Annotated in this window: 27 protein-coding genes; 13 read left to right on the top strand and 14 right to left on the bottom strand. The window is 68.2% G+C overall.

The features are described 5' to 3' along the window. Positions 1-7: 7 nt before the first annotated feature. Complete coding sequence (locus PSR88_RS34715) at positions 8-2,002, bottom strand: APC family permease (RefSeq protein WP_029537538.1); 1,995 nt, start codon at positions 2,000-2,002, stop codon at positions 8-10. Between the two features lie 162 nt (positions 2,003-2,164). Between PSR88_RS34715 and PSR88_RS34710 the strand changes: the two genes are divergently transcribed. Genes PSR88_RS34710 through PSR88_RS34700 form a run of 3 tightly spaced genes read left to right on the top strand, consistent with a single transcriptional unit; the run spans position 2,165 to position 3,872 of the window. Beyond that, positions 2,165-2,830: a potassium channel family protein gene (locus tag PSR88_RS34710; protein WP_009480086.1), complete on the top strand. Its 666-nt coding sequence runs from the start codon at positions 2,165-2,167 to the stop codon at positions 2,828-2,830. A 48-nt stretch (positions 2,831-2,878) separates the two neighbouring features. Next, positions 2,879-3,538, top strand: coding sequence for a potassium channel family protein (locus PSR88_RS34705; protein WP_011598603.1), 660 nt, complete (start codon positions 2,879-2,881; stop codon positions 3,536-3,538). 34 nt (positions 3,539-3,572) lie between these two features. Then, positions 3,573-3,872, top strand: a complete 300-nt coding sequence (locus PSR88_RS34700; protein ID WP_016880142.1) for a GNAT family N-acetyltransferase — start codon at positions 3,573-3,575, stop codon at positions 3,870-3,872. Between the two features lie 68 nt (positions 3,873-3,940). On the opposite strand, the gene PSR88_RS34695 is transcribed toward PSR88_RS34700, so the two are convergent. Beyond that, positions 3,941-4,621 carry a DUF3159 domain-containing protein gene (locus PSR88_RS34695; protein ID WP_011598602.1) on the bottom strand — a complete coding sequence of 227 codons (681 nt, stop codon included), beginning with the start codon at positions 4,619-4,621 and terminating at the stop codon, positions 3,941-3,943. A gap of 28 nt (positions 4,622-4,649) precedes the next feature. Next, entirely contained in the window at positions 4,650-5,027 is a 378-nt protein-coding gene (locus PSR88_RS34690) for an OB-fold nucleic acid binding domain-containing protein (RefSeq protein WP_005240856.1), read from the bottom strand. 136 nt (positions 5,028-5,163) lie between these two features. Between PSR88_RS34690 and PSR88_RS34685 the strand changes: the two genes are divergently transcribed. Then, entirely contained in the window at positions 5,164-5,910 is a 747-nt protein-coding gene (locus PSR88_RS34685) for an alpha/beta fold hydrolase (RefSeq protein WP_011598601.1), read from the top strand. Between the two features lie 23 nt (positions 5,911-5,933). On the opposite strand, the gene PSR88_RS34680 is transcribed toward PSR88_RS34685, so the two are convergent. Together PSR88_RS34680 and dut are read right to left on the bottom strand one after the other, a co-directional pair. Continuing rightward, entirely contained in the window at positions 5,934-6,764 is an 831-nt protein-coding gene (locus tag PSR88_RS34680; protein ID WP_009480081.1) for a DUF3710 domain-containing protein, read from the bottom strand. Positions 6,765-6,766: 2 nt separating this feature from the next. Then, positions 6,767-7,288: a dUTP diphosphatase gene (gene dut / locus PSR88_RS34675; RefSeq protein ID WP_009480080.1), complete on the bottom strand. Its 522-nt coding sequence runs from the start codon at positions 7,286-7,288 to the stop codon at positions 6,767-6,769. An 86-nt stretch (positions 7,289-7,374) separates the two neighbouring features. On the opposite strand from dut, the gene PSR88_RS34670 reads away from it, so the two are divergent. Next, complete coding sequence (locus tag PSR88_RS34670; RefSeq protein ID WP_016880141.1) at positions 7,375-7,845, top strand: DUF3093 domain-containing protein; 471 nt, start codon at positions 7,375-7,377, stop codon at positions 7,843-7,845. 46 nt (positions 7,846-7,891) lie between these two features. Here PSR88_RS34670 and PSR88_RS34665 read toward each other — a convergent pair whose 3' ends face one another. After that, positions 7,892-8,194 (bottom strand): DUF4193 domain-containing protein, encoded by a 303-nt coding sequence (locus tag PSR88_RS34665; RefSeq protein ID WP_005240850.1) that lies wholly within the window; start codon positions 8,192-8,194, stop codon positions 7,892-7,894. Between the two features lie 481 nt (positions 8,195-8,675). Between PSR88_RS34665 and cei the strand changes: the two genes are divergently transcribed. Continuing rightward, positions 8,676-9,365 (top strand): envelope integrity protein Cei, encoded by a 690-nt coding sequence (cei, locus tag PSR88_RS34660; protein ID WP_009480078.1) that lies wholly within the window; start codon positions 8,676-8,678, stop codon positions 9,363-9,365. Between the two features lie 7 nt (positions 9,366-9,372). On the opposite strand, the gene PSR88_RS34655 is transcribed toward cei, so the two are convergent. After that, positions 9,373-10,275 carry an inositol monophosphatase family protein gene (locus PSR88_RS34655; protein WP_050787437.1) on the bottom strand — a complete coding sequence of 301 codons (903 nt, stop codon included), beginning with the start codon at positions 10,273-10,275 and terminating at the stop codon, positions 9,373-9,375. Between the two features lie 156 nt (positions 10,276-10,431). On the opposite strand from PSR88_RS34655, the gene ppgK reads away from it, so the two are divergent. Together ppgK and PSR88_RS34645 are read left to right on the top strand one after the other, a co-directional pair. Further along, complete coding sequence (gene ppgK / locus PSR88_RS34650) at positions 10,432-11,184, top strand: polyphosphate--glucose phosphotransferase (RefSeq protein WP_011598598.1); 753 nt, start codon at positions 10,432-10,434, stop codon at positions 11,182-11,184. A gap of 121 nt (positions 11,185-11,305) precedes the next feature. After that, positions 11,306-12,679 (top strand): RNA polymerase sigma factor, encoded by a 1,374-nt coding sequence (locus PSR88_RS34645; RefSeq protein ID WP_009480075.1) that lies wholly within the window; start codon positions 11,306-11,308, stop codon positions 12,677-12,679. A gap of 62 nt (positions 12,680-12,741) precedes the next feature. Here the strand turns inward: PSR88_RS34645 and PSR88_RS34640 are convergent, their stop codons facing one another. From PSR88_RS34640 to PSR88_RS34630, 3 genes are read right to left on the bottom strand one after another with little or no spacing between them, the layout of a single operon-like run. Then, on the bottom strand, positions 12,742-13,914 hold the full coding sequence (locus PSR88_RS34640) for a cation:proton antiporter (protein ID WP_009480074.1): 1,173 nt from the start codon (positions 13,912-13,914) through the stop codon (positions 12,742-12,744). Between the two features lie 7 nt (positions 13,915-13,921). Then, positions 13,922-14,404 (bottom strand): cation:proton antiporter regulatory subunit, encoded by a 483-nt coding sequence (locus PSR88_RS34635; RefSeq protein WP_005240833.1) that lies wholly within the window; start codon positions 14,402-14,404, stop codon positions 13,922-13,924. Positions 14,405-14,451: 47 nt separating this feature from the next. Continuing rightward, the gene (locus PSR88_RS34630; protein ID WP_011598597.1) at positions 14,452-14,805 is read right to left on the bottom strand and encodes a DUF952 domain-containing protein; all 354 of its coding nucleotides are present in this window, start codon (positions 14,803-14,805) and stop codon (positions 14,452-14,454) included. 260 nt (positions 14,806-15,065) lie between these two features. Between PSR88_RS34630 and PSR88_RS34625 the strand changes: the two genes are divergently transcribed. Beyond that, positions 15,066-15,260: a hypothetical protein gene (locus PSR88_RS34625; protein WP_005240831.1), complete on the top strand. Its 195-nt coding sequence runs from the start codon at positions 15,066-15,068 to the stop codon at positions 15,258-15,260. Positions 15,261-15,367: 107 nt separating this feature from the next. Here the strand turns inward: PSR88_RS34625 and PSR88_RS34620 are convergent, their stop codons facing one another. Beyond that, complete coding sequence (locus PSR88_RS34620; protein ID WP_051004099.1) at positions 15,368-17,128, bottom strand: DEAD/DEAH box helicase; 1,761 nt, start codon at positions 17,126-17,128, stop codon at positions 15,368-15,370. Positions 17,129-17,383: 255 nt separating this feature from the next. Between PSR88_RS34620 and PSR88_RS34615 the strand changes: the two genes are divergently transcribed. Next, complete coding sequence (locus PSR88_RS34615; RefSeq protein ID WP_011598595.1) at positions 17,384-18,556, top strand: YihY/virulence factor BrkB family protein; 1,173 nt, start codon at positions 17,384-17,386, stop codon at positions 18,554-18,556. Here PSR88_RS34615 and PSR88_RS34610 read toward each other — a convergent pair. Beyond that, complete coding sequence (locus PSR88_RS34610; RefSeq protein WP_005240826.1) at positions 18,529-18,765, bottom strand: DUF3039 domain-containing protein; 237 nt, start codon at positions 18,763-18,765, stop codon at positions 18,529-18,531. The genes PSR88_RS34615 and PSR88_RS34610 overlap by 28 nt on opposite strands. Before the next feature lie 77 nt (positions 18,766-18,842). On the opposite strand from PSR88_RS34610, the gene PSR88_RS34605 reads away from it, so the two are divergent. From PSR88_RS34605 to PSR88_RS34595, 3 genes are all read left to right on the top strand, one after another. Beyond that, on the top strand, positions 18,843-19,202 hold the full coding sequence (locus tag PSR88_RS34605; protein WP_009480070.1) for a DUF3099 domain-containing protein: 360 nt from the start codon (positions 18,843-18,845) through the stop codon (positions 19,200-19,202). A gap of 30 nt (positions 19,203-19,232) precedes the next feature. Continuing rightward, entirely contained in the window at positions 19,233-20,711 is a 1,479-nt protein-coding gene (locus tag PSR88_RS34600; protein ID WP_011598594.1) for a N5-glutamine methyltransferase family protein, read from the top strand. 166 nt (positions 20,712-20,877) lie between these two features. Then, positions 20,878-21,849, top strand: coding sequence for a sigma-70 family RNA polymerase sigma factor (locus PSR88_RS34595; RefSeq protein WP_005261102.1), 972 nt, complete (start codon positions 20,878-20,880; stop codon positions 21,847-21,849). 86 nt (positions 21,850-21,935) lie between these two features. Here PSR88_RS34595 and PSR88_RS34590 read toward each other — a convergent pair whose 3' ends face one another. Then, positions 21,936-24,698: a bifunctional GNAT family N-acetyltransferase/acetate--CoA ligase family protein gene (locus tag PSR88_RS34590; protein ID WP_011598593.1), complete on the bottom strand. Its 2,763-nt coding sequence runs from the start codon at positions 24,696-24,698 to the stop codon at positions 21,936-21,938. Then, positions 24,691-25,962, bottom strand: a complete 1,272-nt coding sequence (locus PSR88_RS34585) for an acetoin utilization protein AcuC (protein WP_009480066.1) — start codon at positions 25,960-25,962, stop codon at positions 24,691-24,693. The genes PSR88_RS34590 and PSR88_RS34585 overlap by 8 nt, the downstream gene beginning before the upstream one ends. Positions 25,963-25,979: the final 17 nt, after the last annotated feature.

Raw genomic sequence — 25,979 nt, 5'->3', positions numbered from 1 at the left:
TCGCCCGTCACTTGTCGTCGGGTTCGTAGCCGCGGCGTGAGGCCCCGGCCGTGTATTCGATGGTCAGTGTCTTCGCCTTCTCGGACGAGTTCAGTTGCCACGGAACGCTGGTGACCATCACACCCGGCTGGAACAGCAGGCGGCTCTTGAGCCGCAGCGCACTCTGGTTGTGCAGGATCTGCTCCCACCAGTGCCCCACCACGTACTCGGGGATGAACACGGTGACGACGTCCCGCGGCGAGTCCTTCCGGACGCGCCGCACGTAGTCGAGCACGGGCTTGGTGATCTCGCGGTACGGCGACTCGATCACCTTGAGCGGCACCGCGATGTCGCTCTTCTCCCACCGGCGCACCAGTGCCCGGGTGTCGGGTTCGTCGACGTTGACCGTGATCGCCTCGAGGGTGTCCGGCCGTGTGGCCCGGGCATACGCGAGCGCACGCATGGTCGGCATGTGCAGCTTGGAGACGAGGACGATGGAGTGAGTCCGGCTGGGCAGCACCCCGTCCCATTCCTGTTCCTCGAGTTCCCGGGCGACGCTGTCGTAGTGCTTCCGGATCATCTTCATCACCACGAAGATCGCGACCATCGCCACGATCGCGATCCAGGCGCCTGCCGCGAACTTCGTGATGAGCACGATGATCAGGACGGCGCCGGTCATGGCCAGGCCGATGGAGTTGATCACCCGGGAGCGATGCATCCGCCGGCGCTGAGCCAGGTCGTTCTCGGTCTTCAGGTGCCGGGTCCAGTGCCGGATCATGCCCGTCTGGCTCAGCACGAACGAGACGAACACGCCGACGATGTACAGCTGGATCAGCTTGGTCACCTCGGCGCCGAACAGGACGACGAACGCGATCGCGGCCCCGGACAGGAACAGGATGCCGTTGCTGAACGCCAGTCGGTCGCCGCGGGTGTGCAGCTGACGGGGCAGGTAGCGATCCTGCGCGAGGATCGAGCCGAGCACGGGGAATCCGTTGAAGGCGGTGTTGGCGGCCAGCACGAGGATCAGGGCCGTCACGATGGCGATGAAATAGAAGCCGATAGGGAAACCGCCGAACACCGTCTCCGCGATCTGCGCGATCAGAGTCTTCTGGTGATACCCGGTGGGGGCGCCGATCAGCTGCTCGGCCGGGCTGTGCGCGTACACGATCCCGATCTTCTGGGCCAGGATGATGATGCCCATCAGCAGCACGATGGCAATCGATCCCAGCAGCAGCAGCGTGGTGGCCGCGTTGCGGGACTTGGGCTTCTGGAATGCGGGAACACCATTGCTGATCGCCTCGACACCGGTCAGTGCCGCACAGCCGGAGGAGAAGGCCCGCGCGATCAGGAACGCGAACGCGATCCCGTACAGGTGGGAGTCCTCGGCTTCGAGTTCGAATCCGGACGATTCGGCGCGCAGGTCGTCGCCGAGGACGAAGATCTGGAAGAACCCCCACAGCAGCATCAGTGCCATGCCGGCGATGAACGCGTACGTCGGGATCGCGAACGCGGCACCGGATTCACGGATGCCACGCAAATTGATGGCGGTCAGCAGCACGATGGCCGCGACCGCGAACAGCACCTTGTGCTGGGCCACGAACGGTACCGCCGAACCGATGTTGGACGCGGCCGACGAGATGGAGACAGCGACCGTGAGCACGTAGTCCACCAGCAGGGCGCTGCCCACGGTCAGACCCGCGTTGGGACCGAGGTTGACGGTCGCGACTTCGTAGTCGCCGCCGCCCGACGGGTAGGCGTGCACGTTCTGCCGGTAGCTGGCGACCACCACCGCCATCACCGCGGCGACGGCAAGCCCGATCCAGGGGGTGTAGGCGTAGGCGGAGATGCCCGCAACCGACAGCACGAGGAAGATTTCTTCCGGGGCATACGCCACCGACGACATGGCATCGGAGGCGAAGACCGGGAGGGCGATCCTCTTGGGAAGCAGCGTGTGCCCGAGCTTGTCGCTCCGGAAGGGTCTGCCTAGCAGTAGCCGCTTTGTGGCGGTCGAGAGCTTTGACACTGCCAAAGCGTAAGCCGTCCGCAGAAAACCTGGACCCTCACCCACCAATGTGTCCGGATTGCGATCTCTGTCTCGGTTGCTCTTCTGCCTGGGCACTGTACGGTTCGATTCGGTGCGCACGTACTCGAGACGTGACGTAAGAGCCCATGAACGGAGTACAAGGTGTATGTGGTCATCATGGGATGCGGCCGGGTCGGCTCATCCCTCGCTGGCTCGCTGACCCGGATCGGCCACGAGGTCGCGGTCATCGATCGCGACCCTGCCGCATTCCTACGTCTCGAACCCGACTTCCCCGGCCACACCGTCGTGGGGATGGGATTCGACCGTGACGTGCTGGTCAAGTCCGGTATCGAGCGCGCAGAGGCATTCGCCGCGGTGTCGTCCGGAGACAACTCCAACATCATTTCCGCGCGCGTGGCCCGGGAGACGTTCGGCGTGGAACGCGTCGTCGCCCGGATCTACGACGCCAAGCGCGCCGCCGTCTACGAGCGGCTCGGGATCCCCACCGTCGCCACCGTTCCGTGGTCGACGGACCGCTTCCTGCACACCCTCACGCGCGACAGCCAGACCGCCAAGTGGCGCGATCCGTCCGGAACCGTCGCGGTCACCGAGTTGTCCCTGCACGAGGATTGGATCGGCAGGCCGGTCGCCGAACTGGAGGCCGCGACGAATTCGCGTGTCGCGTTCATCATCCGCTTCGGCACCGGCGTCCTTCCCGATCGCAAGACCGTCCTCCAGGCCGACGACCAGGTGTACATCGCGGCCGTGTCGGGAACGGTTGCCGAGGCGGTCGCGCTCGCGGGCAATCCCCCGCCTTCGGACAACTGAGACGGCAGTGAGAATGTTCACGATCGACCACCCGAACGGAAGCAATCGATGAGAGTCGCAATCGCAGGAGCCGGCGCAGTCGGACGCTCGATCGCGCGCGAACTGGTCCGCAGCGAACACGACGTCATGCTGATCGAACGCAAGCTCGAGCACGTCGAACGGGAGTCGGTGCCCGAGGCGACCTGGGTCCACGCCGACGCGTGCGAACTGAGCAGCCTCGAGGCCGCATCCCTCGAAACCTACGAGGTGGTGATCGCGGCCACCGGTGACGACAAGGCCAACCTGGTCCTCAGCCTCCTCGCGAAGACCGAGTTCGGGGTCAGCCGCGTGGTCGCCCGCGTCAACGATCCCCGCAACGAGTGGTTGTTCGACGAGTCCTGGGGAGTCGACGTCGCCGTCTCCACTCCCCGGATGCTCGCCTCGCTGGTGGAGGAGGCGGTGTCGGTCGGCGATCTCGTGCGGCTGATGACATTCCGCCAGGGGCAGGCCAACCTCGTCGAGGTCACGCTGCCCGACAACACCCCGCTCGCCGGGAAGGCCGTCCGCAAGCTGCAATTGCCCCGCGATGCCGCGCTGGTCACCATCCTCCGCGGCGGACGGGTCATCGTGCCGCAGCAGGACGATCCGCTCGAGGGCGGCGACGAACTGCTGTTCGTCGCGTCCGTGGACGTCGAGGACGACCTGCGAGCGGCCGTCGGGCTCTCCTGACCCGGCGGGACCGATCGACACCCGGGAGGATCCGTTGGGTACCACCGCAACACCCGAGAGCATCGTCGTCACCGACAGCCCGCAGCAGAGCCGGTACGAGATCCACGCCGACGGTGAACTCGCGGGAATCGAGCAGTACGAAGTCGACGGGGACGTACACGTTTTCGTTCACACCGAGATCTATCCGCAACACGAGGGACTCGGACTTGCCCGGACGCTCGTGGGTGCGGCCCTGGACGATCTCCGCCGCCGTGGACTGCGGGTGCGCCCGGTGTGCCCGTACGTCGTGAAATTCGTGTCGAAGCATCCCGAGTACCAGGATCTCGTGGCCTGATCGGGTCGGCGACTTCGGCTCCGGCACAACCGGTCAGGGCCCACGCGGTCCTCGACGTGGGGCCGTGCTCAGGTGTGGCCGGGCTCGTCGCGGGGGCCGCCCGCTTCCGTATCGTCCGTCGGTTCGCCGGCGTCGTCCGACGGTGCCGGTTCGACGATCCGATCTGCCCGGCGCACAGCCCAGATCGTCACCAGGAGAGCCAATCCCGCCAACGGCCAGCCCATTGCGATGCGCGCGAACGCGAGCCAGCCCGTCTGGTCCGAATCGTAGAGTTGCGACTGCACGAGGTACCGGGCCGCGAACACCAGCGCCCAGGCTGCGGTGGCCACGTCGTAGGCGCGTACCGCGCCGCGATGGCGCCGCCAGAGGTTGCCGTGGCCGTTGAGGAATCCCCAGATCAGGCCGACGATCGGCCAGCGCACCAGAATCGAGATCAGGAACACCGCACCGTAGGCGAGGCTCGTGTAGATCCCGAAGAGGAAGTATCCCTTGGCATCGCCCGTGCGGTAGGCGATGAACGCGGAGATGCCGACGCCGACGAACCCGGACACCGCGGGCTGGATGGGGCTGCGGCGGACGAGGCGCCAGACGAGAATGGCGACGGCGACGCCGATGGCCGCCCAGATCGCCGGGCCCAGGCCCCACACACCGTTGACCGGAACGAAAACCAGGATGGGCAGGGTCGAATAGACCAGCCCGCTGAGCCCACCGAGCTGTTCGAGTATGGATTGCTGCTTCGTTTCGGTCACTCAACGAGAGTGCCACACGAGAGGGCCCCTACGATTCGCCGCGCAACTCGTAATACGGGTTGAAGATCACCTTCTGGCCGTCGCGTTCGCCGACACGTCCACGAACCAGCAGGGTCTTGCCCGGCTCGATGCCCGGAATTCTCCGCCGGCCGATCCACACCAGCTTGATCTGTTCCGTGCCGTCGAAGAATTCGGCTTCGATGCTGGCGTTCCCGGACTTCGGACAGGCTTCGACACTCCGGAGCCGCCCCAGCATGGTGACCTCTTCGCCGCGGCTGCAGTCGCAGGCACGTTGTGCGCCGGACGCCTGAGACGTCTCGGCCATTTCCTCGGCGTCCAGCTGCTCGAGGTCCTCGGTGAGCCTGCGAGTCAGCCGACGAAAATATCCTGCCGTGGCGGGTGCCATTGCGCGCTCCTGGAGCATGTGCGACGCGAGATCTTCGCGCCGCTCGTAGGGCTGTGTATTCGCCACTGTAGACCCATTGGTTCCCGGCAACCACACCACCGGAGAAGCGCTGTGACGGACGAGGCAGGATCATCACATGCCCTCTGATGATCGGCCGCCTCCGCCGCGGAGAACAGCGCCGCCACCTGTTCGTGTGGCCGTTGTGCTCCCGGGTACGGGATCCGACGCGGACTTCGTGACCCGTGCCTTCACCGAGCCTCTGACCTGCCGTGGAGTGCGCACGGCCGCAGTCGAACCCGATCCCCGGCGAGTCGTCGGAAGCTACGTCGACGCGCTCGACGCCGCGGCCGCGCAGCACGGACGCATCCTCGTCGGAGGGGTGTCCATCGGGGCCGCCGTGGCGCTGCAGTGGGCAGGATCACACCCGGATCGCATCGCCGGGGTCCTCGCGGCGCTGCCCGCGTGGACCGGGACCGCCGCGGACGCTCCCGCCGCCGCCAGCGCCCGGTTCACCGCGGCCCGGCTGCGGGCGGACGGCCTGGAACAGGTCACCGCCGAGATGATCGCGTCCAGTCCGCCGTGGCTGGGCCGGGAACTGGCGAAATCGTGGCGATCGCAGTGGCCGCACCTTCCCGCCGCGCTGGACGAGGCGTCCGAGTACCACGCCCCCGGTGCGGGCGACCTCGAGCGCATCACGGTGCCGGTGGGGATCGCTGCCGCCACCGACGACGCCGTGCATCCCCTCGAGGTCGCGCGCGAGTGGTCCGAACGACTACCGCACGCGGGCCTCGTCACGGTGACGCTGGACGAGATCGGCGCCGATCCTGCAATTCTCGGCTACGCCAGCCTCGACGCGCTCGATTCGGTCCTGCACACGACCTGAGTGTCGAATCTCCGGGACCGGAGTCAGCGACCGAGTTGCTGCATCGCCGAACCCGATTCGCCGCGACGTTGCTGCGGCTGCGCCGGGGCCTCCGCGGGGGGCGCCTGCTGCTCGCCCTGCGGACCCGCCGGAGCCGGCTGCTGCGGAGCGGCACCCTGCTGCTGCGCCAGCTGCTGCTGGTGAGCCGCAGCCAGCTGCTGGGCGAGCGCCGCGGGCAGGACCACCGGCAGCGGCGTCCGAACGGGGTGGGGTTCGTTTCCCCGCTTCACGACGGTGTCGCGCAGGATCGCCCTGGCGGTCGCGACGAGCTCCGAATCGGCCGTGTTGCCACCGCTCGGTCCCGCGACCACGCAGCGCACCATCCACCGGTAGCCGTCGACACCGATGAAGCGCAGGTCGGCGTTCGGGGTGACGGCGAAGACCTCGCGTCCCCACGGTCCGCTCTCGACGCTCACCGTGGCGTTGTCGTTGCGCAGCGATTCGGCGAGGTCGCCCGCGACTTCCCGCCACTGGCCCGGCGACTTCGGGGCGGCATACGCCGCCACGGTGATGCGCCCCTGCTGGGTGACGAGATGCACGGCCTGCGGCGAACCGTCGGGCGCCATCTCGACCTGCAACTGGGCGCCCTGCGGCATCGGGACCAGGACCGAACCGAGGTCGAGGCGGGTTCCCACCTCACCGACGGTGAGGTCGGCGCCCGATTCGAGGTCGTCGGCGTCGTACGGACCGCCGTCCACCTCGGTCACGGCGTCGTAGTCGTCCTCGTAATCCGCGTCGGCGTCGCCGGCCTCGGCGTCCTCGAAGAAACCGGGCCGGTCGTCCTCGGCTTCCTTCTTCTTACGACGTCCGAACATGATCAGGCTCCTTCACTGGCATTGCCGACGAGGCTCGCGTGGCCTCCGCTCGACCCGTGTCCGTCACTACCGCGGGTGGTGCCGTCGAGCGACGGGACCTCGACGAACGACACCAGTTCGACCCGCTGCACGAGCAGTTGGGCGATCCGGTCGCCCCGGCGGATCTCGATCGGGGTCTCGAGGTCGTGATTGATCAGGCACACCTTGATCTCGCCGCGGTACCCGGCATCGATGGTTCCGGGGGTGTTGACCACCGACAGACCCGACTTCGCGGCCAGCCCGGATCGGGGGTGGATCAGCCCGACCGTGCCCAGGGGCAGCGCGATCGCGATGCCGGTTCCGACGAGGACACGGCGCCCCGGCTCGATGGTCACGTCGACGGTGCTGCACAGGTCGACACCGGCGTCGCCGTCGTGCGCACGCTGCGGTACCGGAATGTCGGGGTCCAGCCGCTGGAGGGCGACGGGCGGAAGGGCGGGGGTCGCGGCGGGAGAAAGGCCGGGAGATAGGTCGCTCACGTGCACCGAGCCTACTCTCAGACACCGACTATCCTGGTCGGGTGTCACAAACGTCCCGGCCCGAAGTCGCGCCCACCGATAACACCTCGCCCGTGCTGTACTCCGAGCGCCTGTGGGTGCCCGTCTGGTGGTGGGCAGTGGGCTTGTTCGTCGCCGGTCTGCTCGCCGCGGAGGTGCACATGGGTGCGCCGGGCCTGCGCGCATGGCTGCCGTACGTCCTTCTACTGCCCCTGCCGGTGTGGGGACTCGTCTGGCTCAGCCGTCTCCGCGTCGAGGTCGTCGAGGAACCGAACGGTGTCCACCTACGGGTCGGACAGGCGCATCTGCCGTTGGACGTCATCTCGCGGGTCGCCGAGGTTCCCGGTTCGGCGAAGAGTGCGGCACTCGGTCGTCAGCTCGACCCCGCCGCCTTCGTGCAACACCGCGTATGGGTCAAGCCGATGGCACTGATCGTGCTCGACGACCCCGAGGACCCGACCCCCTACTGGTTGATCAGCACACGACGGCCGGCCGAGTTGCTGGCCGCCGTCAACCGTGCCCGCCCGCAGGCGGACGGAGACTGATCGGACGGTGGGCCTCCCACCGTCCGCCTCTCGTACTCGCCGCCGCTCAGGCCGCGCAGTCCCTGCACACCAGCACTCCGCCCGCGTCGCTGGCGAGCCGGCTGCGGTGGTGCACCAGGAAACAGCTCGAACACGTGAACTCGTCGGCCTGCTTCGGCACGACCCGCACCGAGAGCTCTTCACCGGACAGATCCGCGCCGGGCAGTTCGAACGATTCCGCGGTGTCGGACTCGTCGACGTCGACGACAGCCGACTGAGCCTCGTTGCGTCGCGCCTTCAGTTCCTCCAGCGAATCCTCCGAAACCTCGTCGGACTCTGTTCGCCGCGGTGCGTCGTAGTCAGTTGCCATGTCGCCTTCCCCTCATCCTCTTCGGTGTATCCCGGCCCGTGCGGTACGTCGAACCGATTGCCGGTCGACCGTCCACACGAAAACCGCCTCGGCGCAGATCACACCCTGCGGCTGCACAACGCTGCAGCGGATGGGTTCGTGCCCGGAACCAGGCTCCGGAAACATGATCTACGCCTCTTTTGTCATCTTCTGCCGACCCTCGTTCTGCACGCTTTGAACGACTGGGGCCGCCAGACAGTAGCCGAAGGAAGTACAAAAGTCGTAACCGAAGCGACCGATCGCGCAAATTGTCTGCTAATCGTCACCAACACCACAGCAAGCTGTGACATTCCACAACGGGGACGGGTTCGGGGTTATGACGTGCCTGGGATCTAAGGTAGGTGCCGAACCTGCGCCACGACGTGTGGCCGGGCCCTGTATCGGTGCGTTGTACGGGTGCAACGTACGAAGCGCAGTTTCGTAGGAGAGGTCGAGGCACACTGTGGTTTCACTGATCACCGAAGGCAGCCCGCTCGACGACAAGGGTCGTCCGTTCCGGCGGCGGCGGGCGATGCCGATCCTCGTGGTGTTCGCGGTCCTCGCCCTGCTCGGCGCCGTCGTGTGGGCCGGCGTCCTCGGCGACGACGAGGATCTGGCCACCACCGTCGACTGCAACCCTCCGCAGCCGGCCGCGCAACCCCTCGACCCCGCCGCCCCGCCGCAGCAGGCGCTGGGCGAGAAGGTCGACGGTTCGACCCTGCGGGACGTGGAGCCTGCCGCGCTGTCCGCCACGAAGGTGCGCGTGTTCAACGCCAACGGCGAGCACGGCCAGGCTGCGCAGGTCGCCGCACAGCTCAGCGACTACGGATTCGCGAGCGCACCCGACGTCCAGGCGGGCAACGACCCGGTCTACGTCGACCAGAACATGCAGTGCCAGGGGCAGCTGCGGTTCGGTCCCAACGGCACCGCCGCCGCCAGCGCGCTCTGGCTGGTGGCCCCGTGCGCCGAACTCATCCAGGACACCCGCACCGACGACACGGTCGACCTCGCCCTCGGCACCTACTTCCGCAAGATCTCGCCGAACACGGACGCCGAAGAGGTCCTGCGGTCCCTGAAGGATCCGCCGCCCGGAAGCCAGCCCGCCCCCCTCGACATCGACCTGCTGAAGGCGGCGCGCACCGCCCGCTGCTGACCGGCGGTCACCCTTCCGGGATCGGGGCGTCCACCCCGATCTCGGCGAACAGCGCGTCCAGCGCGTCGGCGATGCCGGGGGCCGCGGCCACCACCACATCGCCGTCCGCACTCGACGTCTGCGGGGAAGGGATTCGCACGCGGGCCCCCGCCTCGGTCGCGATCAGCGATCCCGCGGCCCAGTCCCACGGGCTCAGCCCGTGTTCGAAATGCGCGTCGACACGGCCGGCCGCGACCATGCACAGGTCGAGGGCCGCCGAGCCGATCCGGCGGATGTCCCGCACCCTCGGCAGGATGTCCGCGATGAGGGCGCCCTGCGCCTTGCGCCGCGCCGCGCCGTACCCGAAGCCGGTGGCGAGCAACGCCATCGACACGTCGGTGACCGGGTTGCACCGGAGGTCGCTCACCCGCCCGTCCGCGTCGGTGAGGGTGGCCCCGCCGCCGCGTGCCGCCGCGTAGGTCGATCGGGCCGCCACGTCGACCACGGCCCCGGCGACGGACACCCCGTCGATCTGGGCCGCCACGGAGACCGCGTACGCGGGGACGCCGTACAGAAAGTTCACGGTGCCGTCGATCGGATCCACGATCCACCTCACCTCGGCGACGGAATCCTCCTCTCCCCCACCTTCTTCGCCGAGGATCGCGTCGTCGGGGCGAAGCTCCGCGAGCCGGTCGCGGATGACCTGCTCGCTCTCGGTGTCGACCACCGTGACCGGGTCGGTCGGGGTGCTCTTCGATGCGACGGAATCGCCGGATCCCGCTAGCTTCCCGACGATTCCGAAGACCTCGGGCCGTCGCGCCCGGACGTGGGCGGCGGCTTCCTCGGCCACCGCCACGGCGACCTCGAGTAGTCGCCTGGGGTCGGTGCCGACGTGGCCTGGCGCGGACTCTGAACTCTGGGGTACGTGCACCCACCCATCGGAACACACTTTCGCTGCCTCACACCACCGCTGACGTTTCGCACAACTGGTGTCATCACCCACCGAACACACGTCGACACACTAGTGTGACGAGCAGCAGAAGAGCGCTGGAGAACACGTCGTCGTCGACACGAAGGAGCACACGCCATGACCAAAACGGGGTTCGGTGTCGACGTCGGAGGCAGTGGCGTCAAGGGTGGCGTCGTAGATCTCGAGACGGGCCAGCTGGTCGGGGACCGCATCAAACTCCTCACTCCCCAGCCGTCCACTCCGGAGGCGGTCGCAGAGACCGTCGCCGAGATCATCCGCCGAGCAGAATGGGACGGACCGGTCGGTATCACCCTGCCGAGCGTCGTCACCGGCGGTGTGGCACGATCCGCCGCCAACATCGACAAGAAGTGGATCGGGACGGACGCCCGCAAGCTGTTCTCCGACGCGCTCGGCGGCCGGCTCGTCACCGTCCTCAACGACGCGGATGCGGCGGGGATCGCCGAGGACGCGCTCGGCGCAGGCAAGGACGCGAAAGGGGTCGTCATCCTCCTCACGTTCGGCACCGGTATCGGCTCGGCGATCCTCCACGACGGCGTCCTGCTTCCCAACACCGAGTTCGGGCACATGGAGGTGGACGGCAAGGAAGCCGAGCACCGGGCGGCGTCCTCGGTCAAGGAGAAGAAGGACCTGTCGTACAAGGAATGGGCCGGCGAAGTGAGCCGTGTCCTCACCCGGTTCGAGAACCTCATGTGTCCGGACCTGTTCATCGCCGGCGGCGGAATCAGCCGGAAGAACGAGAAGTGGATCCCGCATCTGACCAACAGGACACCCGTCGTACCTGCTGCGCTGCTGAATACGGCGGGCATCGTCGGTGCTGCGCTCGCAGTGGAAACGGGCATCGCTCCGTAACTAATTCGGATGGGTCGTTACAATGGAAGAGCCCGGCTGCGCGCCGGCGAAACCAGTAGACCTCTCCGCCGGATGACCACTCTGGCGTGACGCCGCACGACACCGTCACGAAAGGGCGTACGTGGCAGCCACCGATACACGTCAGACTGCTGATTCGACTTCGGAGTCAGGACCGGAAGCACCAGTCGGGGCGGCAGCCACCGGCACCGCTCCGGCAGCCGAGGAAACTCCCGCGAAGAAGCCGGCGGCCAAGAAGGCTCCCGCCAAGAAGGCAGCAGCGAAGAAGGCCCCCGCCAAGAAGGCGGCGGCCAAGAAGGCGGGCGGCAAGAAGGCCACGGCCGGTAAGGGTGCGGACGGCGAAGACCTCGACGAAGACTCCGCCGACATGGAGGACATCGACATCACCGAGGGCGATCTCGCCGAGGTCGAGTCCGATGTCGTCGAGGTCGTCGCAGTCGGCGAGGACGAGGAGACCGAGGAGCCGTCCGAGAAGGACAAGGCCTCCGGCGACTTCGTGTGGGACGAGGAGGAGTCCGAAGCGCTCCGCCAGGCCCGCAAGGACGCCGAACTGACCGCGTCCGCCGACTCGGTCCGTGCCTACCTCAAGCAGATCGGCAAGGTCGCCCTCCTCAACGCCGAAGAGGAGGTCGAGCTCGCCAAGCGGATCGAGGCCGGGCTCTACGCGACCCAGATCATGCAGGAGCTGTCCGATTCCGGCGAGAAGCTCCCCGCCGCCCAGCGCCGGGACATGAGCTGGATCTGCCGCGACGGAAACCGCGCCAAGAACCACCTCCTCGAGGCGAACCTCCGCCTCGTCGTGTCGCTCGCCAAGCGCTACACCGGCCGCGGCATGGCGTTCCTCGACCTGATCCAGGAAGGCAACCTGGGCCTCATCCGTGCCGTCGAGAAGTTCGACTACACCAAGGGCTACAAGTTCTCGACCTACGCCACGTGGTGGATCCGTCAGGCCATCACCCGCGCGATGGCCGACCAGGCCCGCACCATCCGCATCCCGGTGCACATGGTGGAGGTCATCAACAAGCTCGGCCGCATCCAGCGTGAACTCCTGCAGGACCTGGGCCGTGAGCCCACTCCCGAAGAGCTCGCCAAGGAAATGGACATCACGCCCGAGAAGGTGCTGGAGATCCAGCAGTACGCTCGTGAGCCCATCTCCCTCGACCAGACGATCGGCGACGAGGGCGACAGCCAGCTCGGCGACTTCATCGAGGACTCCGAGGCCGTCGTCGCCGTCGACGCCGTGTCGTTCACCCTGCTGCAGGATCAGCTGCAGTCGGTGCTCGAGACGCTGTCCGAGCGTGAGGCGGGCGTCGTGCGCCTGCGCTTCGGCCTGACCGACGGACAGCCCCGCACCCTCGACGAGATCGGACAGGTCTACGGGGTCACGCGTGAGCGCATCCGTCAGATCGAGTCCAAGACCATGTCGAAGCTGCGCCACCCGTCCCGGTCGCAGGTGCTGCGCGACTACCTGGACTGACGTACACACCTCGATGCCCCCGGACTCCGAGCGAGTCCGGGGGCATCGTCGTCTGGGTCTCGCTACGCGCTGGTGCGCACCCGAATCCAGGCACCCGCCACCGGTTCGACCACCCGTGCCGCCACCGGGCCGATGACGGCCATCAGGAGGACGTACGCGGTGGCGAGTGCCACGAGTTCGCTCTCCACGGCTCCCGCCGACAACGCCAGGCCCGCGATGACGATCGAGAACTCGCCGCGTGCGATCAGCGCGACCCCGGCCCGGGCTCGGCCCAGGCGCGCGACGCCTTGTTGTTTCGCCGCCCACGCACCGGTGATCATCTTCGTCAGCGCGGTGACGACGGCGAGGAGGGCGGCCCAGCCGAGGACCGGCGGAATCGCCCGGGGATCGGTGTTGAGCCCGAACACCACGAAGAACATCGCGGCGAACAGATCGCGGAGCGGTTCGAGGACTCGGCTCGCGTTGTGGGCGGTCGTACCGGAGATCGCGATCCCCAGCAGGAACGCCCCGACGGCCGCCGACACCTGCATCGCCGAACTGATCCCCGCCACGAGAAGCGCGGCGCCGAGGAGTTTCAGGAGCAGGGTTTCGCTGTCCGGGCTGTCCAGCAGGGCGGACACGTAGCGGCCGTACCGCAGTGCGATCACGAGGACGACCGAGATCACGACGAGGGAGATGCCCACCGCCTCCAGTCCACCGGCGAAACTGACGCCGGCGAGCAGGGCCGTCAGAATGGGCAGATACACGGCCATCGCGAGGTCCTCGAACACGAGAATCGAGAGCACGACCGGCGTTTCACGGTTACCGAGCCGGCCCAGGTCGCTCAGCACCTTCGCGATGATGCCCGACGACGAGATGTAGGTGACGCCGGCCATCACGACCGCGCCGGTGGTCCCCCACCCCAGCATCAGGGCGACGACCGCTCCGGGCGCGGCATTGAGAACTGCGTCCACGACCCCGGCCATCCACGACCGTCGCAGCCCGGTGACGAGTTCCGACGCGGTGTATTCCAGCCCCAGCAACAGCAGGAGGAGGACCACCCCGATCTCGCTCGCCAAGTGACTGAACTCGCTGATGTCGCCCAGGTTGACGAATCCGCCGCTGCCGAAGCAGAGTCCGCCGAGGAGATAGAACGGGATCGGCGACATGCCGAACTGAGCTGCCAGGCGGCCCAGCAATCCGAGCGCGAAGAACACCGCGCCCAGTTCGATGAGCGCGAGCGTGGTGGTGTTCACGGGTCTGTCAGCCGTTGGCCAGGAGCTTGGCTGACGCGTCCAGTCCGTCTGTGGTTCCGACGGCGACCAGGAGGTCGCCCGAGGTGAGCAGGAAGTCAGGCTTCGGTGACGGGTACACCTGCCCGGCCCGCATGACCGCGACGATCGAGACCCCGGTGCGGGTGCGCATCGCCGTGTCGCCGAGCGGGCGGCCGTCGAACCGGGAGTCTTCCTTGATGTACAGCTGCTTGGTGCGGATTCCGGGCAGGTCCCGGTGCTCCTCCTCCAGCTGCGCCACCAGTTGCGGTGCCCCCAGCAGGTTGCTGAGGACTGCCGCCTCCTCGGTGGTGAGCGGCACCGACGCAGCGCACGCATCGGGATCGTCGGCCTTCGAGACGATCAGATCGGTGCGACCGTCGCGATGGGTGATGACACCGATGCGGCGGCCGGCGGCGAGTTCGAAGTCCTTACGCACCCCGATACCCGGTAGTGGCGTCACTTCAACGTTCATGCCTCCACGGTAGACCGATCGGTGTGACCAACCGCGGAAGGCTCGCATCAGCGCCGGGCCGGGAACGTTCCGTCGGCGTCGGGGCGATACTCCTCGACCCCGGTGACCGCCGCGACGGGCAGCGGCCCGTACAGGTGTGGGAACAGCATCGACGCCGGATCGGCCGGCACACCCGGCTCCCACTTCACCGGCGCACCGAGCGCAGTGGGGTCGAGTCTCAGCAGGACGAGGTCCGTACGGCCGGCGAACAACCTGTTGGCGGGCAGGTGCACCTGGGCCGGCGTCGAGAGGTGCACGAAACCGTCCGCCCTGAACGTCGCGGGCACTCGGCTGCCTTCACGTTCGGCGGTGCGCCATTCCTCGCGGCTGCAGATGTGGACCAGCTGGTCTTCGGATTTCACAAGGTGAGACTAGCGTCACGCCCGAAAACGAATCAGCTGTCAGCGAACTCGGACCGCGCGGTCTGTTCACATCTGCGCTCGTCACGTCCCTGACGGCGCGTTTCGGGCGGGTTTCGTGTGTGATGCAACACTGAGAAACGCCGACGGGAACAACGCGTAAACCCCAAACGTCTGACAGAGTAGATCCACCGCGCCACCCCCGACGCGGCGGACCAAGGCCCCAGGCACTCGGCATCAGTCGAAGCCAGTACGGAGGAGTCATGCCCGGAACACTGACCAGCCCCCCGTTGACCGCAGCCGACCGGTGCGACCGGTGCGGTGCGGGAGCCCGCGTTCGCGCGGTTCTTCCGACCGGAGGAGAGTTGCTCTTCTGCGGTCACCACGCCAACGAGCACGCAGACCGTCTTCGCGAGATGAACGCCACGATCGTGTCCGAAGCCGAAGCTGCAATCTGATACGTCAGCCCGGGTGACCCGTCCCAGGCTCACCTCTTCAACAAAGAGACCGGCGAGTGCGATGCACTCGCCGGTCTCTTTGTGTTCGAGTCACCGGATGACGCCGGTCACCACTGCCGCAGGGTGGAGATCCGCTCGGTGAGCTGCTCGACGGTGGCGATCGCCGTGGGCGGTCCCCCGCAGACACGACGCAATTCGCCGTGGATGGTGCCGTGCGGCTTGCCCGTCCTGTGGTGATGCATCGCGACGAGACTGTTCAGTTCCCGGCGCAGCTGCGCGAGCTGTCCGGCGGCAGCCACCCGGTCCGCGACCTGCGGCACGGGCGTGTGCACGGGCGCTTGCGCCGGTTCCGCCTTGTCCAGCTGCTCCGACTGACGCTGACGCAGCAGCGCGCGCATCTGATCGGCGTCGAGCAGCCCGGGCAGACCCAGGTAGTCGGCCTCCTCGTCGGAGCCCGAGAACGTGGCCGTCCCGAAGGACGAACCGTCGTAGATCACCTGATCGAGCTCGGCGTCCGCGCCGAGCGAGGTGAACGCCTTCTCCTCCTCGCCGAGCTCGTCCTTCTGCTTGTTCGCGTCGGCGAGAAGATCGTCATCGAAGCCGTCCTTCTCCCGATGCGGCTTGCCGAGCACGTGGTCGCGCTGCGCCTCGAGCTGGCTGGCCAGGTCGAGCAGCACCGGAACCGACGGGAGGAACACGCTCGCGGTCTCGCCCTTGCGGCGGGACCGCACGAAACGCCCGATCGCCTGCGCGAAATAGAGCGGGGTGGACGCGCTGGTGGCGTACACACCGACGGCCAGGCGGGGAACGTCGACGCCTTCCGACACCATGCGGACGGCGACCATCCACTTCTGGGTGCTCGCCCCGAACTCGGCGATCCGCTTGGACGCCGTCGGGTCGTCGGAGAGCACCACGACCGGGTCTTCCCCGGTGACCGCCTTCAGGGTCTGCGCGTACGCACGGGCCACGGTCTGGTCGGTGGCGATGACCAGACCGCTGGCGTCGGGCATGCCGCCCGTGCGCAGCTGGCCGAGCCGGGTGTCTGCGGCGTGCAAGACCGCGGGAATCCAGTCGCCCGACGGGTCCAGGGCCGTTCGCCACGCCCGGGCCGTCTGTTCGGCGCTGAGGGGCTCGCCGAGTCGCGCGGAGAACTCCTCGCCCGCGTTGTTCCGCCACCGTGCCTCGCCGGAGTACGCGAGGAACACGACGGGCCGGACGACGCCGTCCGCGAGGGCGTCCGAGTACCCGTAGGAGTGATCCGCCTTCGAGCGCATCAGACCCTCGCGATCGGGTTCGTACGTCACGAACGGGATCGCGCTGTCGTCGCTGCGGAACGGCGTACCGGTCAGCGCGAGCCGGCGGGTGGCGTCACCGAACGCCTCCCGGATGGCGTCACCCCAGCTCTTCGCGTCGCCACCGTGGTGGATCTCGTCGAGGATGACCAGCGTGCGCCGGCTCTCGGTCCGGACCCGGTGCTTGAACGGGTGCGAGGCGACTTGCGCGTACGTCACCACGACACCCTGGTAGTCGCTGGACGTCTGCCCGGTCGAGTTCGAGAAGTACGAGTCCAGCGCGATGCCGTTGCGCGCGGCGGACTCAGCCCACTGGTGCTTGAGGTGCTCGGTCGGTGCGACCACGGTCACCTGATCGACGGTGCGGTCGCGCAGCAACTCCGACGCGACCCGCAGCGCGAACGTGGTCTTACCGGCGCCCGGTGTCGCGACCGCGAGGAAGTCCTGCGGTCCGGTGGACAGATACTTCGTCAGCGCACGACGCTGCCAGGCGCGCAGTGATCCTGCGGGTCTGGCAGGTTCGGTTTGTGCGAGGTAGGCCTCGGTGCCCACGATCTGCGCTGCCTCGGTTTCCATTCTCGGCGCCGACTGGGAGCCCACTGTCTCAGCACTCACGGGCTGCCCTCCGCTGGCATGGCACTGTTTGCTCGCACTCCTCGGTATTCGATCGACATGTCCGGGTCCAGACCCGAAGGCGCTGTCCGTCAAGGAGCCTAGCGCCCGGATCCGACGCGAACCGCATTCGCGAGTTCCGATAGTGACAGATTTGTCGCGACACGAGGACAGCAGCGGTGGGCAACCGGGCGTGTCGTCAGGGATGCTGGAAACATCATGACCGAAACACCCCCGACAACGCCGCAGAGTGGCGGTGACCCACCCCGGCCCGGGTGGCATCCGCTACGTCGCGCACTGAGCGTGATCGGTCGCACAGCGAGCAAGGCCTGGGACGATTCGATCTTCGGAAAGGCGGCCACGGCAGCGTTCTGGCAGACACTGTCGCTGCCTCCGCTCCTGCTGGGGCTCCTCGGAATGCTCGGCTACGTCGGCGGATGGTTCGGACCCGACACCGTCGACATCATCCAGTCGAAGATCATCAACTTCAGCGGGACGGTGTTCAGCGACAGCGTCGTCGAACAGATCATCCGCCCGACGGTCGGCGACGTACTCGAACGTGGACGTCCCGAGATCGTGTCACTGAGCTTCCTGCTGTCCCTGTGGGCCGGCTCGTCCGCCATTTCCACGTTCGTGGACTCGATCGTCGAGGCCCATGGCCAGCAGGAGGCGCGGCACCCGGTGTGGCAGCGCGTGTTCGCGTTGCTGCTCTACGTGATGTTCCTGATCCTCGCGGTGTTCACCCTGCCGCTGGTCGCGCTGGGGCCGACGCTCGTCGGCAGGGTGCTCCCGGAGGCGTGGCGCACGATCGGGACGGAGATCGTCGACACGTTCTACTACCCCGGCGTGGGACTGCTGCTCATCGTGGGCCTGACCACGCTGTACAAGGTGGCGCTCCCCCGGTCGCTGCCCTGGCACCGGCTGCTCGGCGGCGCGCTCGTCGCGGGGGTGTTCTTCCTCGGCGCGAGCACCTGCCTGCGCCGCTACCTCTCCTGGGTGGCCGGAACCGGGTACACGTACGGGGCGCTGGCCACGCCGATCGCGTTCCTGCTGTTCACGTTCTTCCTGGGGTTCGCGGTGGTGCTCGGCGCCGAGTTCAACGCCACCGTCCAGGAATTCTGGCCCGCCCGTGCCACCCGCATCGACCAGATGCGGGATTGGATCGCCGCGCAGGCCGAGAGTTCGCCGTCCGCGGGTCCGGTGACCAGCCTCACGCGTCGCATCGCCACCGGTCCGATCAAGGTCGTCGGCGACCGGGCCCGCCCGGATGCGGCCGAGCCGGAGTCCGGGAACGACGACGAGCCCGACGGCCCGGTACGAGAATCCCCCGAGCCACCGGGTGTGCGACGAGCGCCGGCGAAGCCTCAGTCGCCTTTGCGCAATCCTTCGTAGATCTTCTTGCAGTCGGGGCAGACCGGCGATCCCGGCTTCGCCGATTTCGTCACCGGAAACACTTCGCCGCACAACGCGACGACGTGAGTGCCCATGACGGCGCTCTCCGCGATCTTGTTCTTCTTGACGTAGTGGAAGAATTTGGGAGTGTCGTCATCGGTCGACTCGTCGGTGGTGACGTCGGGCCGTTCCTTGGTTTGAGTGCTCACCCCTCAATAATGCCGCAACCGGCCGACTATCCCACCCCCTGTGTGCATTTGCCGCCCGACAGTGGAACAGTGGAGGCATGGCACGAAGTGCAGGGTTCGGCGGGTCCCACGACGCCGGCTCCCCGAGCAATCCGGTTCTCATCACCGAGGCAGCGCGATCCATCGAGGATCAGCATCGTGCCCGTGTCCGCAAGTACCTGCTCATCATGTCCTTCCGGTTCCCCGCCCTGATCTTCGCGGCGGTGGCGTACGGGATCTGGGAGAACCCGTGGATTTCGATGGCGATCATCGGCGTGTCGATCCCGCTGCCGTGGATCGCGGTCCTCATCGCCAACGACCGTCCGCCTCGCAGCAAGGACGAGCCCAGCCGGTACGACCACCGCGAGTCTCCGTCCACCGCCCTGCCCGCACCGCCGCACCACACGATCGAGGGCTGACGCAGTCGGGCGTGCTGCAACAATGCACGGGTGAACCGTGACGAACTGCTGTCGATCTGCCCCTCTCTGCGTGAGGCGCTCCGCCGCAACCGGTACGACACGGACACCCTCCTCGACGCGCTGGGCCCCGAGGTCCATGCGGCGTTGAGCCGCAACGAACCGGTCCCGGTGCGCCGGGCCAGCGCCGGCTGCGGCCAACTCGGCACCCTGATCCGCCTGTTCCTCCTCACCGACGACTGTCCCGTCGGCGAGGTGGCCGCGGCGCTGTCCCCGCTCCCGGTCGAGGACGCCGTGGCGGCAGGCCTGCTCGAATCCGACGGCGACGTCGTCCGGGCGGCCCTCGACCTCCGTCCGATGGACATCGGCGGGGGCAATCGCTGGGTGCTCTCCGACCTCGACGGCTCACTCCGCCCCCGCGAGACCCCCGTCGACCACGTCATCGGCGTCGGGCACGCGTCGCTGTCGCTGCTGCAGGCCACCCCGACCGCGCCGGTCGGGACGCTGCTCGACGTCGGGACCGGCTGCGGCATCCAGGCCCTGCACGGCGCGTCCTACGCCGACTCGGTCACGGCCACGGACCTGAATGTCCGTGCCGTCGATCTGGCGGCCGTCACGGCGGCGCTCAACGAGGAACGGGTGGAACTGCTCGCCGGGTCGTGGTTCGAGCCGGTCGAGGGCCGCACGTTCGATCAGGTGGTGGCCAATCCGCCGTTCGTCGTCAGTCGCGCCCGAGTGGGTCACACCTACCGCGACTCCGGACTCGACCTCGACGGCGCGAGTGAGCTGATGATCTCCCGCGTGGCGGACTACCTCGCGCCCGGCGGCACGGCGGCGCTGCTGGCGTCGTGGATCCACGTCGAGGGCGAGGACTGGCGGGCCCGGGTGGCCTCCTGGCTTCCCGCCCACGGGGTGGACGCGTGGGTGGTGCAGCGGGATGTCGCGGACCCGGCCCTGTACGTCGGCACCTGGATGCGGGACGGCGGACTCGACACCCGGGACCCCTCCACCGCGACGGTCGCCGAGGACTGGCTGGATCACCTCGCGAGCGCGAACGTCGAGGGGGTCGGCTTCGGGTTCGTCTACCTTCGCCGGACCGACGCTCCCACCGATCTGATGGCGGAGGATCTCACGCACGGCTTCAGCGACCCCTTGGGCGCGGAAGCGCTCGCGTACTTCGAGCGGGTGGCGTGGCTCCGCGAGCACGACGTGCTCACCGCGTGTTTCCGCGTGGAGGAGAGCACCGCCCTGGAGCGGGTGTTCCTGCCCGGCGACGAGGGATGGACCCAGGTGGTCGCCCGGTTGCACCGCGGGAACGGTCCGGCCTGGCAGCACGAGATCGACGATCTCGTCGCTTCGCTCGTTGCGGGCATGCGCGCCGACGGCCTCGTGCTGGGCGAACTGATCGAGCTTCTCGCAGCGGCACACGGCGTCGACGCCGAGGACCTCGCGCAGTCGGCCGTGCCGCTCGTGCACGCCCTCGTCCGGCACGGACTCGTGCTTCCCGCGTAGCCGCCGGGTTCCCGATCCGTCCCCCTTATACGTGTTCTCAGCAACTTCTCAGGACCGAATCGAGGAACCCGCAGGTCACGGGCTCTTCGCAAATTACCGGCCGGGAACTTTCCCAGGCCTTCGGTGCGTTGATGCATATGAGACACCACCGATGAGGAGGCAAGTCATGACAAGCCCCAGCACCACTACTCGCATTCGCCCCAGCGCTGCCGATCTGGACGCCCAGAGCCCCGCTGCCGACCTGGTCCGGGTCTACCTGAACGGCATCGGCCGCACGGCTCTGCTGACGGCAGCAGACGAGGTAGAACTGTCCAAGCGAATCGAGGCTGGGCTGTACGCCGCGCACATCCTGGAGACCGGGAAGCGACTCTCCCCCGCCAAGAAGCGCGACCTCGCGACGGTCGTCCGTGAAGGACAGTCCGCCCGCGCACACCTCCTCGAGGCCAACTTGCGGCTCGTCGTCTCGCTCGCGAAGCGGTACACCGGACGCGGCATGCCCCTGCTGGACCTCATCCAGGAGGGCAACCTGGGTCTGATCCGCGCGATGGAGAAGTTCGACTACGCGAAGGGGTTCAAGTTCTCGACGTATGCCACCTGGTGGATTCGTCAGGCGATCACCCGCGGCATGGCCGACCAGAGCCGGACGATCCGGCTCCCCGTGCACCTCGTCGAGCAGGTCAACAAGCTGGCCCGCATCAAGCGCGAGCTGCACCAGCAGCTCGGGCGTGAGGCGACCGACGACGAGCTGGCCGAGGAGTCGGGAATCCCGGCGCACAAGATCGCGGATCTCCTCGACCACAGCCGCGACCCGGTGAGCCTCGACATGCCGGTCGGCAACGACGAGGAAGCTCCCCTGGGCGACTTCATCGAGGATTCCGAGGCCACGTCGGCGGAGAACGCCGTGATCGCGGGTCTCCTGCACAGCGACGTGCGCAGCGTGCTGGCCACCCTCGACGAGCGTGAGCAGCAGGTCATCCGCCTCCGTTACGGTCTGGACGACGGTCAGCCGCGCACTCTCGACCAGATCGGCAAGCTCTTCGGACTCTCCCGCGAGCGTGTCCGTCAGATCGAGCGCGAAGTGATGGGCAAGCTGCGCCAGGGCGACCGCGCCGAGCGGCTCCGCTCCTACGCCAGCTGACGAGAGTCTCCCACCGGTATCAGCGCCGGTGCCGGTCGTACGCGACCGGCACCGGCGTTGCGCTGTCTGCGGGGCCGGGTGACCGGTCAGCGCAGGCGGCGGGGGCCGAGGTCGGCGACGCTGGGCTCCGGGCCTATCCGCACGCGCGAATCGGTGATCTGCGCGCCCTCCGCCGACGCGAGCACGGGTTCGCAGGCCAGTTCCCGCACCTCCGGGAGGTCGTCGGCGAGGGCGGAGATCCGCTGCACGAGGTCGACGAGAGCCGATTTGTTCACCGGTACCGCGCTCCGATAGCCGGACAGCAGCGGCGCTGCTTTCGGTGCGTCGATCAGTTCCGTTGCGGCGTCCTCGGTGAGGGGCAGCACCCGGTAGGCGCGGTCGCCGAGGAGGTCGGAGATCACGCCGGCGAGTCCGAACGAGATGAGCGAACCGAACGACGGGTCGTCCTGCACGCCCACCACACAGCCAATTCCCTTGGTGGCCATCCGCTGCACGTGAAGTAGTGGTTCACCGGACGCGGCGGCGAGGTCCCGGTAGGCCCAGCGCACCGAATCGGGCCCGACCAGATCGAGGCGGACGCCACCGAGATCCGGCCGGTGCCGCCACTGTTCCCCCGTCGCCTTCACCGCGACCGGGTACCCCAATTCCTCGGCGGCCTGCACAGCCTCGTCTTCGGTGGTGGCGGAACGGAATTCCACGACGTTCACGCCGTAGCACGCGAGGAGTTGCGATGCCTCGAAGTCCGACAGCCAGCGTCCGGACGACGCCCCGAGCCAGCCGTCGACCATCGCTTTCGCACGCTCCGGATCGATCCCGTTAGGGCGTACCACTTTCGACGACGGTTTGCTCTTCCACGCCGAGTACCGCCACGCGCGAGCCAGGGCCAGCGCCGCGCGTTCCGGACCGGGGTAGGAGGGAACCGAACCGCGTGTCGGGTGCCCGTCCTCACCCCGGACCGCCAGGACGTCGGGCACACCCTCCGCCGCGAGGAACGTCGTGAGGACGGGTTTGTCGGCTTCCCGCACCGCCTCCCGCAGCGCCTGGGCATAGGGTTCGACCGGAATGGCGACCGGCGGGACGAACACGGCGATCACCGAATCGACGTCGAAGGATGTGAGCGCCGTCCGCACGGCCGCCGCGAACTCCTCGGGACCGGCCTGCGGACCGAGGTCGACGGGGTCGCCGACCTGCAGACCCTCACTGCGCGCCGCATCCGCGGCGAGCACACCGAGCGCGGTGGAGTTTCCGACCACGGCGAGGCGGGGGCCCGCAGGCAGCGGCTGATACCCGAACAGCAGCGCACAGTCGAACAGCTGGGAGATCGACCCGACCTGCACCACACCGGCCTGTTCGAAGAGGGCGCGGACGATCGAATCGTCCATCTCGCCACCGCTGGCCGCCAGTGCGGGCGGGACGGCGTGCCTGCCGCTCTTGACCGCGACGATCGGCTTGTTCCGGGCCACCCGGCGCGCGATGCGCGAGAACTTGCGGGGATTGCCGAAGCTCTCCAGATACAGCAGCACCACCTCGGTGGCCGGATCCGAATCCCAGTACTGCAGGAGGTCGTTGCCGGAGACGTCGGCGCGGTTGCCCGCGGAGACGAAGGCGGACAATCCGATTCGGCTCCGTGCGGCCTCGTCGAGGATGGCGATGCCGAGTGCGCCGGACTGGCAGAAGAATCCGACGTTGCCGGGGCTCGGCAGCACCGGCGCGAGGGTGGCGTTCAACGAGACCTCGCTGTCGTTGTTGGCCACGCCGAGCGCGTTGGGCCCGATCAGCCGCATCCCGTGCGCGCGGGCGGCGTGGACGAGGCGACGTTCGGACTGCCGTCCGTCCATTCCGGTTTCACTGAATCCGGAAGACACGACGACGAGGGCCTTGACCCCCTTGACCAGGCAGTCGTCGAGGACGGCGTTGATCGATTCAGCGGGTACCGCGACGACGGCGAGATCCACCTCGTCGGGGATGTCGCGGACCGACGGGTACGCCCGCACACCGTGGACCGAACGGTGCTCGGCGTTGACCGGATACACCGGGCCGGTGAATCCCGCCCGCAGCAGGTTGGTCAGCACCGCGTTGCCGACCTTCGCGCGGTCGGTGGACGCACCGATCACCGCGACCGACCGCGGACTGAGCACGTTCCGCATGCTGCGCGCCTCGGCGGCCCGCTCGCGGGAATTGCGCACGGACACCATCGCTTCGGTGGGGTCGATCGCGAACTCGAGCTTGAGCACTCCACCCTCGAAGCTGCGGCTCACCTGATAGCCCGCCTCACGGAAGACCGTCACCATGTTCCGGTTCTCCGCGAGGACCTCGGCGACGAACATCGTCAGGCCGTTCTCCGCGGCCGCCGCGGCGAGATGCTCGAGCAGAATCGGCCCGAGTCCGCGGCCCTGATGCGCGTCGGCGACGACGAACGCCACCTCCGCGGACTTGCCGTCCCCCTCGCCGATGAGTCGCTCGTACCGGCCGACGGCGATGATCTCGTCCCCGAGCAGCACCACGAACGCCACCCGGTCGTGGTGATCGACCGTGGTGAAGTGAACGATGTCCCGTTTCGACATGGTCGGGTAGGGGCCGAAATACCGCAGATAGCGGGTGCGTTCGGACAGCTTCGAGTGGAACGCGACGAGTTTGTCCGCGTCCTCGGGGACGATCGGCCGCAACGCCACCGCCCCGCCGTCCGCCGCGAGCACGTCGGCGACCCAGTGCCGCGGGTAGTTGTGCGCGGCGTCGGGTTCCCCCTTCGCCACGGTCGTGACCGCCGCCCCGGTGCTACCCGACGTCTCGGCGCTGTCCGACGCCTCGGTGCCACCGGTGGTCTCGCTGCCGTCGGTCGGCTCAGTCACGGGGATCCTCCGGGTCGAGTCCGAGTAGGGGGAAGCAGGCGCGGCGAGTAGCGATGACGGCCGAGTCGATCCGCGTCAGGGCGCGGTCGACCGAGGGGATCCCGGTTTCGGGTGTGCCACCGGGACCGTCCCAGGGCCGGTAGTCGACCTCGCCGCCGTCGCCCATCGTGTCCGGCAGGTCCACGCTGGGTGCGAGCGCGTGCGCCCGTTCCTGCCAGGCCTCGGGTACGGCACGGCCCGTGTCGATCTCGCGGTCGAGCGCCGCGGCGATGAGGTGGGTCCACGCGCGCGGGACCACCCGGACGAGGCCGTACCCGCCGCCGCCGACGGCGAGCCAACGTCCTTCGGCGTAGCGGTCGGCGAGATCGCGCATCGCGAGGAACGCGGCCCGCTGGCCGTCGACCGTCAGCGCGAGGTCGGCCAGCGGATCCTCGCGGTGGCTGTCGACACCGCACTGGCTGATCACGATCTGGGGCCGGAACGACGCGAGGGCGCCCGGGACGACGGCGTGGAAACCGCGCAGCCACAACGCATCGACGGTGCCGGGCAGCACGGGGAGGTTGACGGCGGTGCCCTCCCCCGATCCCTCGCCGACCTCGCTCGACCACCCCGTGTTGGGCCAGAGCGTCGCCGGATGCTGGTGGAGCGAGATCGTGAGGACGCGGGGGTCGTGCGCGAACGCGTGCTGCACCCCGTCACCGTGGTGCGCGTCGACGTCGATGTAGGCGATCCGGTCGAACCCGTGGTCCAGCAGCCAGGAGATCGCAATGGCGACATCGTTGTACACACAGAAGCCGGAGGCCCAGTCGGGCATCGCGTGATGCATGCCGCCGCCGATGCTCACGGCACGGCGTGTGCGTCCCGCTGCGATCTCCTGCGCCGCGGCGAGGGAACCGCCCGCGAGGATCGCGCTCGCCTCGTGCATCTGGGGGAAGACGGGATTGTCCTCGGTGCCGAGCCCGTGCGGGGCGTCCGCACCGAGCACACCCGACGTCGCCGAGTGCCCGGCCTGTTTGACTGCTTCGACGTACGCGGGAGTGTGGATCCGCAACAGATCTGCGTCCGAGGCGGCGGCGGGCCGCAACAGTTCGACGCCCTCCAGAATCCCGAGGCTGCGGGCGAGCGACATGGTCAGCTCGAGCCGGGTGGGATTCATCGGGTGGTCCGCACTCCACCGATAACTGAGATAGTCCGGACTCCACACGACTGCACGGTGCGATACCAGTGCAGCCGAATCCTCCCCGGAACTGAACGACGCGGTCATGAACTCACGCTACTGGT

It is taken from the genome of Rhodococcus sp. DK176 (genome assembly GCF_038447315.2).
Classification (GTDB): Bacteria; Actinomycetota; Actinomycetes; order Mycobacteriales; family Mycobacteriaceae; genus Rhodococcus_F; species Rhodococcus_F jostii_A.
The sequence above is the reverse complement of the archived record's forward strand: the minus strand, read 5'-3'. Positions and strand labels throughout refer to the sequence as shown.